Annotated in this window: 20 protein-coding genes; 9 read left to right on the top strand and 11 right to left on the bottom strand. The window is 46.1% G+C overall.

What is annotated here, in order from left to right; genetic code table 11:
• The first annotated feature begins 154 nt into the window (after window positions 1-154).
• Window positions 155-1,588, top strand: a complete 1,434-nt coding sequence (gene glnA / locus AC8GFU_RS04155) for a type I glutamate--ammonia ligase (protein ID WP_506625888.1) — start codon at window positions 155-157, stop codon at window positions 1,586-1,588.
• Between the two features lie 71 nt (window positions 1,589-1,659).
• The gene (locus AC8GFU_RS04160) at window positions 1,660-2,457 is read left to right on the top strand and encodes a Na+/H+ antiporter NhaA (protein WP_506625889.1); all 798 of its coding nucleotides are present in this window, start codon (window positions 1,660-1,662) and stop codon (window positions 2,455-2,457) included.
• Here the strand turns inward: AC8GFU_RS04160 and AC8GFU_RS04165 are convergent.
• The 6 genes from AC8GFU_RS04165 to AC8GFU_RS04190 form a co-directional block, all read right to left on the bottom strand.
• A complete protein-coding gene (locus AC8GFU_RS04165; protein ID WP_506625890.1) occupies window positions 2,432-3,853 on the bottom strand; it encodes a purine-cytosine permease family protein in 1,422 nt (473 codons plus the stop codon). The genes AC8GFU_RS04160 and AC8GFU_RS04165 overlap by 26 nt on opposite strands.
• A gap of 2 nt (window positions 3,854-3,855) precedes the next feature.
• A complete protein-coding gene (locus tag AC8GFU_RS04170) occupies window positions 3,856-4,365 on the bottom strand; it encodes a copper resistance CopC family protein (RefSeq protein WP_506625891.1) in 510 nt (169 codons plus the stop codon).
• A 9-nt stretch (window positions 4,366-4,374) separates the two neighbouring features.
• Window positions 4,375-5,004 carry a copper resistance CopC family protein gene (locus AC8GFU_RS04175; protein WP_506625892.1) on the bottom strand — a complete coding sequence of 210 codons (630 nt, stop codon included), beginning with the start codon at window positions 5,002-5,004 and terminating at the stop codon, window positions 4,375-4,377.
• Between the two features lie 22 nt (window positions 5,005-5,026).
• The gene (locus AC8GFU_RS04180) at window positions 5,027-5,581 is read right to left on the bottom strand and encodes a hypothetical protein (protein WP_506625893.1); all 555 of its coding nucleotides are present in this window, start codon (window positions 5,579-5,581) and stop codon (window positions 5,027-5,029) included.
• Window positions 5,582-6,149: 568 nt separating this feature from the next.
• Window positions 6,150-6,980, bottom strand: coding sequence for an SDR family oxidoreductase (locus AC8GFU_RS04185; RefSeq protein ID WP_506625894.1), 831 nt, complete (start codon window positions 6,978-6,980; stop codon window positions 6,150-6,152).
• Window positions 6,981-7,724, bottom strand: a complete 744-nt coding sequence (locus tag AC8GFU_RS04190) for an enoyl-CoA hydratase (protein WP_506625895.1) — start codon at window positions 7,722-7,724, stop codon at window positions 6,981-6,983. It lies immediately after the preceding gene.
• 72 nt (window positions 7,725-7,796) lie between these two features.
• Here AC8GFU_RS04190 and AC8GFU_RS04195 point away from each other — a divergent pair, with 72 nt between their 5' ends.
• Window positions 7,797-8,117, top strand: a complete 321-nt coding sequence (locus tag AC8GFU_RS04195) for a LuxR C-terminal-related transcriptional regulator (RefSeq protein ID WP_506625896.1) — start codon at window positions 7,797-7,799, stop codon at window positions 8,115-8,117.
• A 156-nt stretch (window positions 8,118-8,273) separates the two neighbouring features.
• Window positions 8,274-8,852 (top strand): hypothetical protein, encoded by a 579-nt coding sequence (locus AC8GFU_RS04200; RefSeq protein ID WP_506625897.1) that lies wholly within the window; start codon window positions 8,274-8,276, stop codon window positions 8,850-8,852.
• 77 nt (window positions 8,853-8,929) lie between these two features.
• Here the strand turns inward: AC8GFU_RS04200 and AC8GFU_RS04205 are convergent, their stop codons facing one another.
• Window positions 8,930-10,027 carry an inositol-3-phosphate synthase gene (locus tag AC8GFU_RS04205; RefSeq protein ID WP_506625898.1) on the bottom strand — a complete coding sequence of 366 codons (1,098 nt, stop codon included), beginning with the start codon at window positions 10,025-10,027 and terminating at the stop codon, window positions 8,930-8,932.
• A gap of 1 nt (window position 10,028) precedes the next feature.
• A complete protein-coding gene (locus AC8GFU_RS04210) occupies window positions 10,029-10,559 on the bottom strand; it encodes a PadR family transcriptional regulator (RefSeq protein ID WP_506625899.1) in 531 nt (176 codons plus the stop codon).
• A 221-nt stretch (window positions 10,560-10,780) separates the two neighbouring features.
• Between AC8GFU_RS04210 and AC8GFU_RS04215 the strand changes: the two genes are divergently transcribed.
• From AC8GFU_RS04215 to AC8GFU_RS04225, 3 genes are read left to right on the top strand one after another with little or no spacing between them, the layout of a single operon-like run.
• Window positions 10,781-12,040 carry a uracil-xanthine permease family protein gene (locus tag AC8GFU_RS04215; RefSeq protein ID WP_506625900.1) on the top strand — a complete coding sequence of 420 codons (1,260 nt, stop codon included), beginning with the start codon at window positions 10,781-10,783 and terminating at the stop codon, window positions 12,038-12,040.
• Window positions 12,041-12,049: 9 nt separating this feature from the next.
• Window positions 12,050-12,694, top strand: a complete 645-nt coding sequence (locus AC8GFU_RS04220) for a LysE family translocator (RefSeq protein ID WP_506625901.1) — start codon at window positions 12,050-12,052, stop codon at window positions 12,692-12,694.
• 15 nt (window positions 12,695-12,709) lie between these two features.
• Window positions 12,710-13,387, top strand: a complete 678-nt coding sequence (locus tag AC8GFU_RS04225; protein ID WP_506625902.1) for a PD-(D/E)XK nuclease family protein — start codon at window positions 12,710-12,712, stop codon at window positions 13,385-13,387.
• Here AC8GFU_RS04225 and AC8GFU_RS04230 read toward each other — a convergent pair.
• The gene (locus AC8GFU_RS04230) at window positions 13,384-14,076 is read right to left on the bottom strand and encodes a lysophospholipid acyltransferase family protein (RefSeq protein ID WP_506625903.1); all 693 of its coding nucleotides are present in this window, start codon (window positions 14,074-14,076) and stop codon (window positions 13,384-13,386) included. The two genes, AC8GFU_RS04225 and AC8GFU_RS04230, sit on opposite strands and share 4 nt — an antisense overlap.
• Before the next feature lie 44 nt (window positions 14,077-14,120).
• Between AC8GFU_RS04230 and AC8GFU_RS04235 the strand changes: the two genes are divergently transcribed.
• Complete coding sequence (locus tag AC8GFU_RS04235) at window positions 14,121-14,384, top strand: hypothetical protein (protein ID WP_506625904.1); 264 nt, start codon at window positions 14,121-14,123, stop codon at window positions 14,382-14,384.
• A complete protein-coding gene (locus tag AC8GFU_RS04240) occupies window positions 14,381-15,361 on the top strand; it encodes a Gfo/Idh/MocA family protein (protein WP_506625905.1) in 981 nt (326 codons plus the stop codon). Before AC8GFU_RS04235 ends, AC8GFU_RS04240 begins: the two co-directional genes overlap by 4 nt.
• On the opposite strand, the gene AC8GFU_RS04245 is transcribed toward AC8GFU_RS04240, so the two are convergent.
• Both AC8GFU_RS04245 and AC8GFU_RS04250 read right to left on the bottom strand, forming a co-directional pair.
• The gene (locus tag AC8GFU_RS04245) at window positions 15,358-16,302 is read right to left on the bottom strand and encodes an ROK family glucokinase (protein ID WP_506625906.1); all 945 of its coding nucleotides are present in this window, start codon (window positions 16,300-16,302) and stop codon (window positions 15,358-15,360) included. The genes AC8GFU_RS04240 and AC8GFU_RS04245 overlap by 4 nt on opposite strands.
• A 7-nt stretch (window positions 16,303-16,309) precedes the next feature.
• Window positions 16,310-16,747 (bottom strand): SRPBCC family protein, encoded by a 438-nt coding sequence (locus AC8GFU_RS04250; protein ID WP_506625907.1) that lies wholly within the window; start codon window positions 16,745-16,747, stop codon window positions 16,310-16,312.
• Between the last annotated feature and the right edge of the window lie 13 nt (window positions 16,748-16,760).

Here is a 16,760-nt window from a genome sequence, read left to right on the forward strand (position 1 = left end):
GTGGCAAGGGTAACTGGCATCCGCCCCATACGTAACATGGATTTAACAAGCGGGTTATGCCATTTTCACCGCTTGGACCTAGGGTTCAACTACGCAAAAGCGCAGAGGCTCAATGATGAGAGATCTGCGCATCACATGTGAAATTGGGAGAAGCATGTTTAAGAACGCAGCAGAAATTTTTGCTTATATTAAGAAAGAGGATGTCAAGCTCGTTGATGTTCGCTTTACAGATTTGCCAGGTATTCAGCATCACTTCAACGTTCCTGTTGAGTCTTTTGATGAAGCTGTTTTCACCGATGGCCTAATGTTTGATGGTTCATCTATCCGTGGATTCCAAACCATCAACGAATCAGATATGAAACTGTTACCAGTTCCAGAATCTGCATACATCGATCCATATCGTAAAGAAAAAACTCTCATCATTATTTTCTCAGTACACAATCCAGTTGATAACACGCCATACAGTCGTGATCCACGTGGAGTAGTTGCTCGCGCAGTTGAGTACATGCGTTCACAAGGAATTGCCGATACTGCGTTCTTCGCTCCAGAAGCTGAGTTCTATGTTTTCGATAGCGTTCGCTTCAAGACAGGAATCAATTCAGCGGTACACGAGATTGAATCTTACGAAGGTGCTTGGAACACAGGCGTTGAATACGATGCTGATGGAACTCCAAACCGCGGATATCGCACTCGCGTAAAGGGTGGATACTTCCCGGTTTCTCCAACAGATCAGTTCGCAGATCTTCGCGATGAAATGGTTATGCAGCTTGGCAAGGTAGGACTACTTGTTGAGCGTTCACACCACGAAGTTGGAACTGCTGGACAGATGGAGATCAACTACCGCTTTACAGACATCCTTTCTGCTGGTGATGATGTTATGAAGTTTAAGTACGTCATTCGCAACACTGCTTGGCAGGGCGGAAAGACCGCAACATTTATGCCTAAGCCTCTCTTCGGAGATAACGGTTCAGGTATGCACGTTCACCAATCACTGTGGAAAGATGGAAAGCCACTGTTCTTCGAAGCAGGAACCTACGGCGATCTTTCAGACATGGCTCGTTGGTACATCGGTGGTCTGCTAAAGCACGCTCCATCATTGCTTGCATTCACTAACCCAACTGTTAACTCATACCGTCGTTTGGTGCCAGGCTACGAAGCTCCAGTAAACCTTGTTTACTCAGCGCGTAACCGTTCAGCATGTATCCGTATCCCAATTACAGGATCAAATCCAAAGGCAAAGCGCATTGAGTTCCGTTGCCCAGATCCATCTTCAAACCCATACCTAGCATTCGCTGCAATGCTTATGGCTGGCCTCGATGGAATCATCAATAAGATCGAACCACCTGCCCCAGTTGATAAGGATCTTTACGAACTAGAAGGCGAAGAGGCGGCATCAATTCCTCAGGTTCCTGGTTCACTCGATGCAGTACTTAACAACCTAGAAAAGGATCACGAGTTCCTTACACGTGGTGGAGTATTTGCTAAGGATCTTATTGATACATGGATCGCATTCAAGCGTAAGGAAGAGGTTGACTACGTTCGCCTACGTCCGCACCCAGCTGAGTTCGAACTGTATTACGACATCTAAGAATCCGTTAACACAAAGCCCGCCCCTTAAAAGGCGGGCTTTGTTGTATCTACCTACAGTAGATTGCCACCATGTTCATTGACTTGCTGATCGCCATCTTTTTCTTTTTAGTTGGCCTAGAGATCAAGCATGGTTTGAAGGATTTCAAATCTGCAATAGTTCCGATTGTTGCTGCAATGGGTGGAATGATTTTTCCAGCCCTGATTTATATTTCGTTGAATCCTGGTTCGCATGTATGGGCTACAGCTATGCCAACCGATATCGCCTTGGCGCTAGGGGTTTTATCTCTTTTAGGAAAACGTGTTCAACCGCAAGTTCGCCTATTTTTATTAACCCTTGCTATTGCCGATGATCTTTTCTCTCTTGTAGTTCTGGGAATTTTCTACGGAAATGACCTGCATCCCGAGAAAGCACTTTCCACCTTAGGTGCTGCCGCCCTTGGTGTCGCACTTCCATTGAGTAAATCTCAACTCAATAAGGCGATCAAGGTACTCTCCCCTGTTTCGACCTATTTCATTGTTCCTGTGATCATTGCTGTCAATATTCCATTGGATATCAATCTCGACAGCTTCACATCTACAACAACGGTTGCACTAGTAATTGCTCGCTCAGTTGGAAAGATTGTTGGAATTACTCTGTTTGCCTGGTTTGCAATCAAACTAGGCGGTAAAGCACATATTCATCTGAAGGCCATTGCCGGGGTTGGTGCATTAGCCGGAATGGGAATGACCGTTTCCTTAGTTATTGCAGAAATTGCAGCAAACAACCAAAGCGAACTAAACGAGGTTCGTTTGGGGTTATTTATCTCGGCAATTTTTTCGGGATTGATCGGATATATCTGGCTTAGAAGGACTCCTGCTTCGAAATAGTTTTTCTTGCCAAAACAATATGTCCCACAAACCCAACGATCAACGCCATTACAACGCCAATATTTGAGTATGCCCATGCTCCTTCTTTGCCACCAATAACTCCCAAGAAGTAGCCCTGCCATGAAAGCCACGAAGCAAAGGTATTTGTCACAAAGCCCCAACCAACAATGGATCCAATAACCATAAGTGCTATTGAACCCTTATTGACTGATCCGTAAATTCCGCGAGGATCATATAAATCCTTTTCGCTATAGGCCTTCGAGCGCATAACTACATCTGCAACAAAGATCGCAGACCAAACAGCGATTGGCACACCTAGCGTGATGAGAAAACCCTGGAATGGAAAGAAGAAGTTGTCGGCGATCCACACAATATAAATACTTCCGGCAAGCATGATGAGCGCATCAATCGATGCTGCTTGATGACGTTTGATTGGAACGCCAATCGAAACTAAAGCCAGCCCTGACGAGTAAAGATCAAGAATTGCTCCACCGACTAAACCAAGAATTGCTACCAACGCAAATGGGATTAAGAACCAAATTGGTAGAAGTGAAGTCAATGCACCAATTGGATCCATGGCAATTGCATCGCTGAGCTCCTTGCTACTTCCTGACAGTGCAGCTCCGTAAATAACTAAAACAATAGGAACAACCGACGCGCCGAAAACCGTCCAACCAACCACTGCCTTGCTAGACACCGTACGTGGCAGATAACGCGAGTAATCAGCGGCGCAATTGACCCAACCCAGCCCGATTCCAGTAACTCCAAAAATCAACGCACCGATAAAGCCTTGCGTTGAGCCATCCTTAATTGCACTTACTGCGCTCCAGTTAACTGAATCGATTGTTAGGGCAACATAGACGATTGTCATTACTACGGTGATAACGGTGAGAATTTTCTGCAATCTCATAATGACGGTGAATCCCAAAACTCCGCCAAAGACAGTCAATGACACTGCAATCACAAAGCCAAGGATCAGCGCCAGATTGTGGTCAACTCCCCCAATTCGAGAAAAAACAGTTCCGGTTGCAAGAGTTGCCAAGGAAACTAAAACTGTTTCCCAACCGACAAAAATTAAATAAGAAAGAAGTCCTGGAACAACGCTGCCCTTCACTCCAAAGGATGCACGTGTTAGCACCATTGTTGGAGCGTTTGAACGTTTCCCAGCTAAGGAACTAATTCCAACTAAAAAGAATGATGCAATTGTTCCAATAATTGCTGCATAGGTTGCCTGCTTAAAGGAGATTCCAAATCCTAAGAAGAAAGCTCCATAAGAAAGTGCGAGCAAGGAAACATTTGCACCGGCCCAGGGCCAGAAGAGTGAACGTGCAGTACCTGTACGTTCAGATTCTTGGATTGTGTTGGGACCATTGATCTCTACATCAAATGCCGGCATTCCTACTTTTTCTCATTCTTGCGCTTGACCAACATTCCTACTGCGAAAACTCCAAGAAATACAATCATTACGATTCCACCGATAGAGAGATTTGAACTCTTTTCTGGAGCGGCGGTAGTTACTGGTGCATCATCTGCGAAGTTCGGCGAAGCGTTAAAGGTATAACTTCCTTCAACAGGATGACCATCCTCAGAGACAATTCGATAATTGACGGTAAATACTCCGGGTGCGCTTTGCCCCGACAACTTGGTCGAGATCTTTCCACCTTCGATAATTGGATCGCCATAGCTAACAGTTAGTCCGGTTGAATCAACAACATCAATAGTGTTGATCGCTTGACCATCTAGCGTCTGCAAATTTCCATCAAACTCAATCCATACCTGCGTAGGAATTGGAGTCGCATTGGTGTATTGCTCTGGGAAGGTTGAAATAATTTCACCATGGGCAGATGCGGTTGGTGATGAAACAAAGGCTAAACCGGAAAGGCAAAGTCCAATCAGTAATTTACGCATGGCGGTACTTTATCGGTTGGATCGCCTATTTCTGCGCTCATATAGGAACCAAGCGACAATCGCTCCTGTAGCAATAAGCGCTTCGTAAATATGGAAGCTGTGACGATGAAAAAATGATTCGTGTTCATGATCTGAAGCAACAGACTCTTGCTCGTTAATTGACATCTCTGAACTTTGAGTACTTGGTGAAGTTGTTTGCTCGTCTGCAGAGGTGGCTTTCTTTGAGGCTCTTGCTGTGGGCGAACCTTCATTTGAGCTTAAATCGGGAGTACTTAGATTGAAATTAAATCCACCTTCTACTGGATGGCCATCCCCCGAAACCACTCGGTAAGAAACCTTCACCATTCCTGGATTAACTCTAGACGAGAGATTAATGATGACTCTTGCGCCAGCAACAATAGTTTTGCCATTCGTAATAGAAGCACCGGAGCTGTCGCGAACTTCCAAGAAGTTCACATCTGCACCTTCAATCTCCGTTAGATTCCCATCAAATTCGATCCAGACCTGATCGGGAATAGTGGAAAGTGTTGAATTGCTTTTCGGAAAAGTTTCCGTCACTTGAGCATGCGCATATGCATTGCTAGGAAATAGAAAAAGGAGACCAATGGACAGGCTAATTAATGCACGCAGACTCTTCATTGGCCTCCTCCTTCTCATCGGATTACGGAATTGTAGTAACTGAAGGAGCTGGGCCCCATTCGATTGTTGGTTCCGCCGCCTTGGTTGACCCATCAGTAATATGCCAGTTCAAATACAGTGGCAACTTGCTTCCACTTGCAGTTGTTGCATAGCAAATCTGAGTTGTCTTGAATGGAACTACTTGTGGAGTCTTATCCCATTTAACCTTTAATCCAAAGTCAAAAAATGTTCCATCATCGATCACCCATGAGCGAGCCTTAGCTGTCCATGTAACCGTGTAGTAATCAGGTGTCTTGTTCGCATCAACCGTTGATGATGGAGCTACAACAACCTTGAATCCGGGGACAAATTCAGGCGTTGGCTTGCCAGCCGACTTCGGAACAACTACTGAAAAAACTGATGTTCCATACTTAACTTCTTTGTAAGTGCACCCATGCCCAAGACTTAGATACACCCGACTTGATTGTCCTGCCTGAAGCGTATTCCCACGCATTTGCGTTCCAACATGCGCAGAAGCAGGCGTTAACCCGGTTACAACTAATCCAATTAAGGATGCAAAAATGAATAACTTTTTCATGTGATTCCTTTGTGAGTTATGTGGAATCCGCTGAACAGCAGCCTAAATAAACCTCGCGGGAGATGACTTATCTTCAAATAGCTGCACAGAAAGGTGGCGCTCGATTTGAAACTTTGGAAAGGTGTGGCGAAGGTGCAGGGTAAATAACGCTTACAAAAGTTAAAGATTTTCTTATTGACTTTGTGAATTGTTTAAGAAAAACCGGAAAAAGTGTCTGAAAATATTTAAGGACTGAATCTATAAGTCCTTGAAAATGTAGAACCAATCCATAAGTAAGAATGGCGGCCACGATATGGGACGCACTCATTCTTGAATCACTCGTTGACGATGAAAAGGACAAATGCCCCAGAACCTGAAAACCAAGAATATAAGAGGCCAGAACTGGTCCCTCTAATCGCTTTGGTGATAGGTATGTGAAGAATACCGAGCTAATAAGGAAAACTATTGGGGCGAAAAATGTGAGTTCATGAGTTCCGCCACCCAATATGTGAGCAACTGCCATTCCAAAATTCATCAAAGAAGAAAGAGTGACTCCTCTAATGAATCGCGTCGCGTGCATTACTCAATCTTAATCCAAGAAGAAGTCGAGAAGGAAATCCTTAGTCCCTGGTGTCACCGAATACTTTTCAAGATCGGTTATTCCCTCGCTTGCCAATAAAACATCATCTACAAAGAAGTTACCTGTGCACTCTTTTGCATCACGATTAAAGATTACATAGGCCGCATCAGCCAAAATTTCAGGAGTTCGACCAGCTGATGCATCAATCCCAGGAATCATTTGCAAGGCCGCTGTATCAATCACTGTGCGTGGCCATAATGCATTCACGCCAATGCCATCACGCTTGAACTCTTCAGCCATTCCTAAAACGCACATACTCATTCCGTACTTAGCCATTGTGTAAGCCACATGATTTTTAAACCAGATTGGCTTCATGGAAAGGGGTGGTGACAAGTTAAGAATATGAGGGTTGCGACCTTCAGCAGCTGATTTACGAAGGTGCGGCAGTGCCGCCTGAGAAGTCAAGAATGTTCCGCGAACATTGACATCAAACATCAAGTCAAAACGCTTTGCAGGCGTCTGATCTGTGCGCGTTAAATTAATCGCGCTTGCATTATTAATAAGAATGTCGATTCCACCGAATGCTTCTGCAGCCTGTGCCACTGCGGCCTCAATCTGCGTTTCATCGCGAAGATCGCACTGGATGGCTAACGCCTTTCCGCCCGCTGCTTCGATCTCTGCCGCTGCAGTGTGAATTGTGCCTGGCAACTTCGGATTTGGATCAGATGTCTTTGCAGCGATTGCAATGGATGCACCGTCGCGAGCTGCTCGAAGAGCAATAGCTAAGCCAATACCTCGTGAACCGCCTGTAATGAAGATGCGCTTTCCTGCAAGTGACATTTACTTACCCTTCTTCGACATGAACTTCATAAAGGCTTCCATGGCTTCTTCGGATTGAAGAGCCATTGCAAAAATCTCAAACTCGGCTTTCATCACAGCAGCAACTGCATCATGATTCTTTGCCTTTAGTAACGCCTTTGTATTAATAATCGCTTGCGGCGGTTGCTCTGCAATATGTTCAGCAATCTTCATGGCATGAGCCAAAGGATCTGAATCCTTTGCTGTAACCAATCCCATTTCAATTGCGCTATCGGCATCAAAACTTTCTCCGGTCATAAAGATTCGTGCAGCGCGTTGATAACCTACAAGCTGTGGGAACAGGAAGCTTGAGCCTGCTTCTGGAACTAAGCCCAGGGAAGCAAATGGCATTGAAAACTTTGCTGACGGTCCTGCAATAACAACATCACAGTGCAGCAACATCGTTGTACCAACGCCAACGGCGTTACCGTTGACGGCAGCAAGTAATGGTTTTGGGAAGTTAAGAAGTGATGCTAAAAATTGTGCAACCTCTGAATCATCTGAGGTCGGCGGGTTGTTCATAAAATCCATAATGTCGTTGCCCGCGGTGAAGTTATCCCCCGCTGCCACTAGAACCACAGCCCGGACACCGAAATCCCCTGCCGCTTCATTGAGCCCCGTAGCCAAACCCGAATACATGGAACGGGTCAACGCATTCATCTTCTCGGGGCGGTTAAAGGTGAGGGTTAGCACTCCATTGACTTGGTTACTTACAATTTCACTCATACCGGCATCCTATTGGGTGATTTGTGGAAAAAAGAAGAGCAGAATGGGAACACGCGGAGAGGCGGAAAGACCATGGCACGAGATATCACAATTTCAACACGAGAATTAACTCCATTTGAACAGCTAGTTCTGGAATTGGTATGCGAAGGCAAATCCAATGCAGCAATCGCACTTCAGACTTCGCATAGCGAAAAGGTTGTTGAAAATACAGTTAGTCGAAGTGCTCAAGTTTTCGGAATTAAATCAGATGGCGAAACAAATCTTCGTGTCCTATTAGCTCTTGCTTATCGAACTCATTATGGCGATTCAGCTTTTGATAAGTTAAATGTTCCATGTTCACACTATGAAGTTGGCCCAGATGGCAAATCAATGTGTAACCGTCATATTGAATAGAGCAGGTTGATTTAATCACACCTTTTGAGGGCAATCACTCACTTAACACATACCGAGTGCTGACCCTCGCTATTTTCATCTTTCTCACTTCATCTCAAGAGTAGACATACCTCTGTATTGATTTGTATTCAATGCCTAAGAGGGAGAGAGAAATAAATGAAACGTAGAACCTTTGACAAGCTAGTCTCATATGTCGGCCTGGGATTAGCTGTACTTCTATTGGTCTTTGGTGGAATGTTGAAGTTTGGCGCAGCATTTGCAAATGATTCAGTCCAAACGCAACTTGCAAATCAAAACATTTCATTCCCAATTGAAGCTGGCCTACCTTCCGAAACTCGCGATCAACTCGCTAAGTGGGCAGGTAAGCAAGTGACTTCTGGTGAAATGGCTCGTGATTACTCAGACTTGTTTATTTGGGAACACATGAAGGCATCAGCAACATCTGTAATGGGAAAGCCTGCAACCTACTCAGAGGTTTCATCTGCTTATCTAGCAGCACAGCGCGATAGCACTACAGATCCTGCTTACCTTCAAAAATTAGCGGATTTGCAAGACACACTGTTTATGGGAAACACGCTTCGCGGAATGCTTCTTGAGGCATACGCATTCGGAACTATGGGAGTAATCGCAGGATATGCAGCCATCGCTGCATTTGCTGGCGGAATTTTATTCCTGTTGTTAGCGATAGCTGGGTTAATGCATATTCGTCGCACTCCTGAGGATGCGACGATTTAACCCTCAACTCTCCGTGAGGGGTTAAAAAAGCGCCCCTGGGTTTTCCCAGGGGCGCTTTCTCATACAGTTTTTAAAGCTTAGCGATCAAGCTTTCCTGAGATGAAATCCTCAGTCTTCTGATGAGCTGCCTCATCTGTGTACTGAGTTGGTGGTGTCTTCATGAAGTAGCTTGAAGGTGAAAGTAGCGCTCCACCAATCTTGCGATCAAGACCGATCTTTGCGCAACGAAGTGCATCGATGATTACACCAGCTGAGTTTGGTGAATCCCACACTTCTAGCTTGTACTCAAGGTTTAGAGGAACATCGCCAAATGCACGGCCTTCGAGGCGAACGTAGGCCCACTTGCGATCATCTAGCCATGGAATGTAATCAGAAGGTCCGATGTGAACATTCTTCTCACCAAGATCATGGTGCAACTGTGAAGTCACAGAGTTTGTCTTAGAGATTTTCTTTGATTCAAGGCGATCACGCTCGAGCATGTTCTTGAAGTCCATGTTTCCACCAACATTGAGCTGGTAGGTACGGTCTAGGTGAACTCCGCGATCCTGGAACAACTTAGCCATGATGCGGTGAGTGATTGTCGCACCAACCTGGCTCTTAATGTCATCTCCAACGATTGGAAGTCCTGCATCAGCAAACTTCTTTTCCCATACAGGGTCTGATGCGATAAATACTGGCAGTGCGTTAACAAATGCAACGCCTGCATCAATTGCACACTGTGCGTAGTACTTAGCAGCAACTTCTGAACCTACAGGTAGGTAGCAAATCAAAACATCAATCTGCTCATCCTTAAGAACCTGTACAACATCTACTGCTGGAGCATCTGACTCCTTGATTGTCTCGCGGTAGTACTTACCAAGACCATCATTTGTAACACCGCGAAGAACTGGAACACCAGTCTTTGGGACATCACTAAACTTAATTGTGTTGTTCTCGCTTGCCCAGATTGCATCTGCAAGATCGAGGCCAACCTTCTTTGCATCCACGTCGAAAGCTGCAACGAACTTGATGCTAGAGATGTGGTATCCCCCAACAACAGCGTGCATAAGACCTGGGATCTCTTGATCAACAGCAGCGTTCTTGTAGTACTCAACGCCCTGAACTAATGAGTTAGCGCAGTTTCCAACGCCAACAATTGCAACACGGATGTCGCCTTTACCGGTTGTGATGTTCACTCTATTTCCTCTCGGTTTTGATCATGTCTTCCAGCCAAGCGATCTCTCGATCAGCTGTCTCCAGTGAATGACGTCGCCACTCCTCTAGATATTTGTCGATACCAACAGGTGACTTCTCGAGTTCACCACGAAGGATTTCGGCTTTCTCCTTAAGGCGACGATGGCGCCCCTCAAGAATTCTTACTCTGTTATTTGCTGAGGTTGGAGAAAAGAATGCGAAACGAATTTCGAAACCTTCATCCTCCCAAGTTTCTGGTGTGACCGATTCAGTGAGATCCTCAAATCGGCGAGCGCCCTTATCTGTAATCGCGTACACAATGCGAGAACGACGAGAGGTTGCATCGACAACCGACTCTTCAATTAACCCTGCCTCCATCATTCGACGAAGCTGTGGGTACAACACAGAAAAGGACAATGCGCGGAATGGACCGAAGATGGTTCCGATGCGCTTGCGGAGCTCATAGCCATGTAGTGGGGCTTGTGAGAGCAGGCCAAGGAGGGCGAACTCAAGTGACTCTGAACGTGAGCGCATCTGACCCTCCTGACTATGCTGAAAATTGCTCCGTCGAATGTATCCATTCGATATATCGAGCCGTAATCTATTGGGATATAGCTAGCGGTGCAACCTGGACACGCCAAGGGGTGGATCTTCACCCTTGTGAGGGTGTGGCGTACCCGCAAGAACCCCTTCAGGCGGTTCTACCCTTTTTCTCAGTGTCCTACTCCGGATACCCAGATGAAGGGAAGTTTCAAGTGTCTCTACTCTCGTGGAAACTCCATGGAAACGGTAAGTCAGTTAGCTCAGGTGAGGTTGTTTCAACCGATGAGCGCCTTACCTGGCCACGCACCATTGGTGTGGGCTTGCAACACATCGCCGCAATGTTCGGCGCAACATTCTTAGTTCCAATCATTACCGGCTTTCCCCCAACAACAACCTTGTTCTTCTCCGGAATTGGAACACTACTTTTCTTAGCTCTTACTCAGAATAAGGTCCCAAGCTACCTCGGCTCATCATTTGCATTCCTTGCTCCAATCGCTGCTGCAAAGACAAGTGGCGGAATGGGCGCAGCGCTAGGTGGCGTAGTTGTTACTGGTGTGATTCTTGCTGTCGTTGGCTTAATTGTTCGCGCGGCAGGAATCGGTTGGATCAACTGGATGCTTCCACCAGTTGTCACCGGAACAATCGTTATGGTCATCGGACTTAACTTGGCAGGAGCTGCAAAAAATAACTTTGCCGCAGGTCCAGTCGTCGGCGTGATCACATTGGCATCTATTGCTTTGATCGCAGCAATCTCACGTGGCTTCCTAAGTCGTATCAGCATCTTTGCTGGCCTTCTCATTGGATATGTATATGCATATGTCCAGGGCGATGTTAAGACAGATGGAATTACAGCTGCTAAGTGGTTTGCGATGCCAACATTTACTAACCCAACATTTGATGGCAAGGCGATTGTCTTGTTCCTTCCAGTTGTACTTGTTCTGATTGCAGAAAATGTCGGTCATGTTAAGGCTGTAGCTGCAATGACAGGCAAGGATCTTGATGATCAAATGGGAACTGCATTGATGGCAGATGGATTAGCAACAACACTTGCAGGTTTCGGTGGAGGTTCAGGAACAACTACCTACGCAGAAAACATTGGTGTAATGGCTGCTACTCGCGTGTATTCAACAGCTGCATATTGGATCGCTGGTGTAGGTGCGATTGGGCTTTCACTGTCACCTAAGTTCGGTGCAGTTCTTAGTGCAACACCAGTTGGCGCACTAGGTGGCGTTGGCGTTGCACTATTTGGAATGATCGGAGTTCTTGGAGCTCGTATTTGGATCGAAGGTAAGGTTGATTTTGCTAATTCAACGAACTTGATCATCGCAGCTTCTGCGCTAATCATCGGTATCTCAGATATGTCATGGACTCGCGGTGATTACACATTCAACGGAATCATCAACGCTACATTGGTTGCGATTCTTGGATACCGCATCCTTAACTCAATTGCTTCAGCACGAGGTAATAAGTAAAATCCCCAGATGATCATTCCTTCGCGGCTTGTTGAGTACATCATCGCTGCGATGATCATTATCTTGGCGCCTGGCCCGAGCGTATTGTTTGTAATCGCTCGGGCCATCGCGTGGGGACGCAAAACAGCGATATTCACAGTTGCCGGAAATGTTTCAGGATCCTTTGTTCTTTCAACCTTTGTTGCATTTGGCTTAGGTCCAATTTTGCAACGCTCTGATATTGCATACACCGCCGTTCAATGGGGCGGCGGTTTGTACTTAATCTATTTAGGAATTGATGCAATACGACATCGCAAAGTTCATGCAGCTGATATGACTAACCAAGGCGAAGTCGCACCGAGTGTTCGCCGATCTATACGTGATGGCTTCTGGGTTGGTGCTTTAAATCCAAAGGCGATTGTTTTCTACGCCGCCGTGCTTCCGCAATTTATTGATCGCGATCGCGGGCACATCACAGGTCAATTAATTTTGCTCGGCGCAATCTTTTCAATCCTTGCATTTATATCTGATGGCTCGTGGGGGCTTTTGGCTGGTACTGCACGCCAGTGGCTAGCTACAGATCCCAACCGTTTAGAAAAGCTCCGCGCTACAGGCGGAACAATCATGATCTTGCTAGGAATCTCGGTTTTGGTCGCCGCAATTGTCAGTGCCTAAGTACACAATTGCTTCATGATCAAACCAGCAAAACCTGCCCGCGAAAACATCTCTCCATCAGACCTAACCTTTGGACTTTCAACCTGTAAGCGATGCTTATGGATTAAGTATTGGTACAAGGTCACTATGCCTGGTGCTTTTCCACTTGTTGGAACTATGGCGGCGTTACAGGAAGAGCATTTTCAAGGCGCTGATATGCCAACGATTGATCCTTCACTTCGTCCCGGAAAGGTCACTAAGTGGGGCGAATGGGTAAAGAGCAAGCCATTAATTGTTAACGGGGTTGAAACTCGTTGGAGAATTCTTGGAAAGTACGACCTTGTTTCAACAAATGAAGATGGAAGTATCGGATTAATAGATTGCAAGGTTTCAGATAGTCAGCGCGACAGTGGTCAGTTTTACTCACCACAACTTGAGGCGTATGCATATAGCCTAGAGAATCCAGCGGCGGGTAAGTCTCAAACCGTTGCATCAATGGGTCTGCTTGTGTGGAAGCCAACAACTGCAATCGGAACATCTGTTGAAGATTATGGCTTTGGGGTATTTCAAAAGTATGTGCCTGTTGAACGCGATCAAGCTAATTTCTTAAAGGTTATTGGCGAGTTCATTCAAGTTCTAGAAGGTGAACTGCCAGATGCAGGCCCTGAATGCCAAACATGTAACTACCTAGTCGCACGAAACGCTTTGGATTAATCCTCTTCTTGGATTTCGCCAAGCTTAGCTTTTTTAGGTGCGTAGATATCGATGTACTCCTGGCCTGACATTGCGTGAATCGCGTTCATGATCTGATCTGTGACATCACGTAGGTGTTGCAGATCAGTTGAATCGCCCTCAAAGTACATAGGTGTACCAAAGCTCATCCCTACACGCTTTACATTGGGAATGACTTTTCCAGTTGGTTGAATCTTGTCGGTGTTGAACATCGCAACAGGAATTACCGGAGCACCAGATTCGATTGCAAGACGTGCGATACCTGTGCGACCTTTGTATAAACGACCATCAGGTGAACGAGTACCTTCTGGATAAATTCCAATGCAATCACCATCTGCTAAAACTTTTAATCCAGTGATCAGGGCGGCTTCACTTCGACGACCACCTGAGCGATCAACCGGTACCTGACCCAATGCGATGAAGGTCAACTTCTTGATGAATCCTTTTGGCCCTGGAGATGTGAAGTACTCGCTCTTTGCCAAGAAGGTTACTTTGCGAGGAACAACTAGGGGCATAAAGATTGAATCGCTAAATGACAGGTGGTTTGAAGCGATGATCACCGGTCCCTTAGCTGGAACGTTGCGCAACCCGCGAACCTTGGGACGAAAGGCGAGCATCAGAAATGGAGTCAGAAATGCTCGCAAGGTTCCGTATGGCAGGTTGTTGAACACGGGGCCAATTTAGTGGCTATTGACGACTATGACACTATCTGAGGGTGGGCAACGAGAAAAAAGATCGAGATGAGTTCGATGAGGAGGAGCTAATCCGCTCTGAATTCGAATCTATCGTCTCGGGCCTGTCTCTAGATGAGTCTGCTCCCACCACATATTTGGATGATCTCGATCGCATCGATCGAGAAGGATTTATCCAACCTAATCCCCCACGCCAAACTCCAAAGGGTTTCATCGCATCTGCACGCAATGCGATTAACCGTTGGTTACACCGTGGCTATCACGACGATGATGGAGCAGCGCTATGAGTAACTTTAATTGGGGAATTTTAGGTCCGGGTGGAATTGCTAAAGCCTTTGCTGAAGATTTAAAGAGGCTCGATGGACATTCAATCGCTGCTGTTGGTTCTCGAACACTGAGCAATGCACAGAGCTTTGCAAACACCTTTGGCGGAACCGCTTACGGAAGTTATGAAGAGCTAGTTGCAGATCCACAGGTTGATGCAATTTACGTTGCAACTCCCCATCCTGCCCACAAAGAGAATGTAATTCTTGCGCTCAATGCAGGAAAACCTGTTCTGTGCGAAAAACCTTTTGCAGTCAATGCCGTCGAAGCACAACAGATGGTTGATGCAGCACACAAGAACGGTGTTGCTTTGATGGAAGCGATGTGGGCGCGCTTCTTGCCTCATTACGCACAGGTTCGCGAGATTATTGCGAGCGGAGTTCTAGGAAAGATTCACACGATTCAGGCAGATCATGGACAACGCCTTGCAGATCAAAATATTCCTCGGTTGGTCGAACCTTCCCTTGCCGGCGGAGCCTTGTTGGATCTTGGAATTTATCCCGTTTCTTTTGCACATATGATTTTAGGAAATCCTTCAAAGATAACTTCTAGCGCTGTGTTGACTGACAAGGGAGTAGATGCGCAAACTTCGATGATCTTTGATTACGACGATGGCGCACAAGCGGTTTTGAATACAACGATGATTGAGCAGACACCATGTCGCGCAATAGTTGCAGGATTAAATGGCTGGCTTGAAATTGATCGTACTTTTTACAATCCAGCAAGCATGCGTGTTGTATTAAATGATGGAACAACCACTGAATACCCAAGCTCCTATGTAGGTCACGGACTTCGCGAACAAGCTGAAGTGTTTAAGCAACTGGTTACTTCGGATCAACAGCAAAGTCAGATACTTAATTGGCAAGACACTGTCGATATTATGAAAACACTTGATCAGGTACGTTCTCAGATTGGGTTGAAATACCCTTTCGAACTTTAAGCGCGAGCTAAATCAGCAACGCCAACCAGGCCTGCTTCATTTCCTAACTCTGCTGCGATCAAGGTTGGGTACGGATGCTTTCCTGCAAAGGGCATGGTGCGCTCTAGCGCTTCACGTGTTGGCTTGAGCAAGATCTCTCCGGCATCAATTACTCCCCCGCCAATTACTACACATGCAGGATCGAGTAATACTGAAAGCGAAGCAATACCTGCACCTAGCCATTGACCTGTTGTATTAAATGCTGCCAGTGCAACTGGGTCACCTTCGCGAGCAGCATCAGTGATCGCTTTGCCTGTTAAGCCGGCAACTGTGCCATCACCACGAGATAAAAGATTGCGGGCGATTTCAGGGCTTGCGCTAATAGCTTCGCGGGCGTGACGCAAAAGAGCATTACCTGATGCATATTGTTCAAAACATCCACGTGCGCCACATCCACAGAGATGTCCTTCAGGTACAACTCGCAAATGTCCAAACTCTGCTGCAATACCAAAGGCTCCGCGGTACAAATTTCCATTCACAACAATTCCGCCACCAATGCCGGTTCCAACGGTCAACATCATCATGTGATCTTGATTGCGACCTGCACCAAACTTTGCTTCACCCCATGCTGCTGCATTGGCATCATTTTCAATTACAACTGGTAAACCAATTAACTTAGTTAACTCAGAATCTAAATCAACGCCATTCCAATCGGCGATGTTTGGTGTTGCCAACATTGTTTTACGATCAGAGGAAACAAAACCTGCCGCTGAAACTCCAACAGAAGAAACTTCGTATTGGGCCATCAACTCTTTTGCAGTATCTGCAATAGTTTGAGTTAATGCAGCGCCACCTTGTCGCGGAGTGTCCTTGCGAGCGGTTGCAACAATCTTTCCAGTTTCATCAACTACGCCGCCCAGAACCTTTGTTCCACCGACATCGATTCCGATTGTGTAGGACATTAAGAAATTATCCCTCGAGGGCAGATTTCAATTGTGTTAGTGCAGCATCAATCGTTGACTTCTCAGCCTTCTGACGCATCATCGCTGGAACCGGCATTGATAGAGCTACCTCGAGTTCATAAGTAACTTCAGTCGTGTCCTCGTCGATAGCTTTAATTGTGTACACACCATCCATGCCCGTTAAAAGATCGGCTTCATCTAGTGAGAATGAGATTGAGGCTGGAGCCTTGCTCCAGTCGTAATCTAGCGTCAGGCGATCCTTCATCATGCCTGCATCGATGCTCATCTTTACCTTGGTAATGCGTCCCTGGTCATCATGGGAAAGCGCTTCAGAAGATTTGATCTGGGAAGACCACTCTGGGTACTTATCCAGTTCAAAGAGCGCCTTCTGAACGTCGGCGATTGGTGCATCAATAGTGATCGTGGATTTGCTGAATTCGGCCATGGCGCAAGGCTAC

The organism is Planktophila warneckei (SeqCode), from assembly GCF_965234675.1.
Classification (GTDB): Bacteria; Actinomycetota; Actinomycetes; order Nanopelagicales; family Nanopelagicaceae; genus Planktophila; species Planktophila warneckei.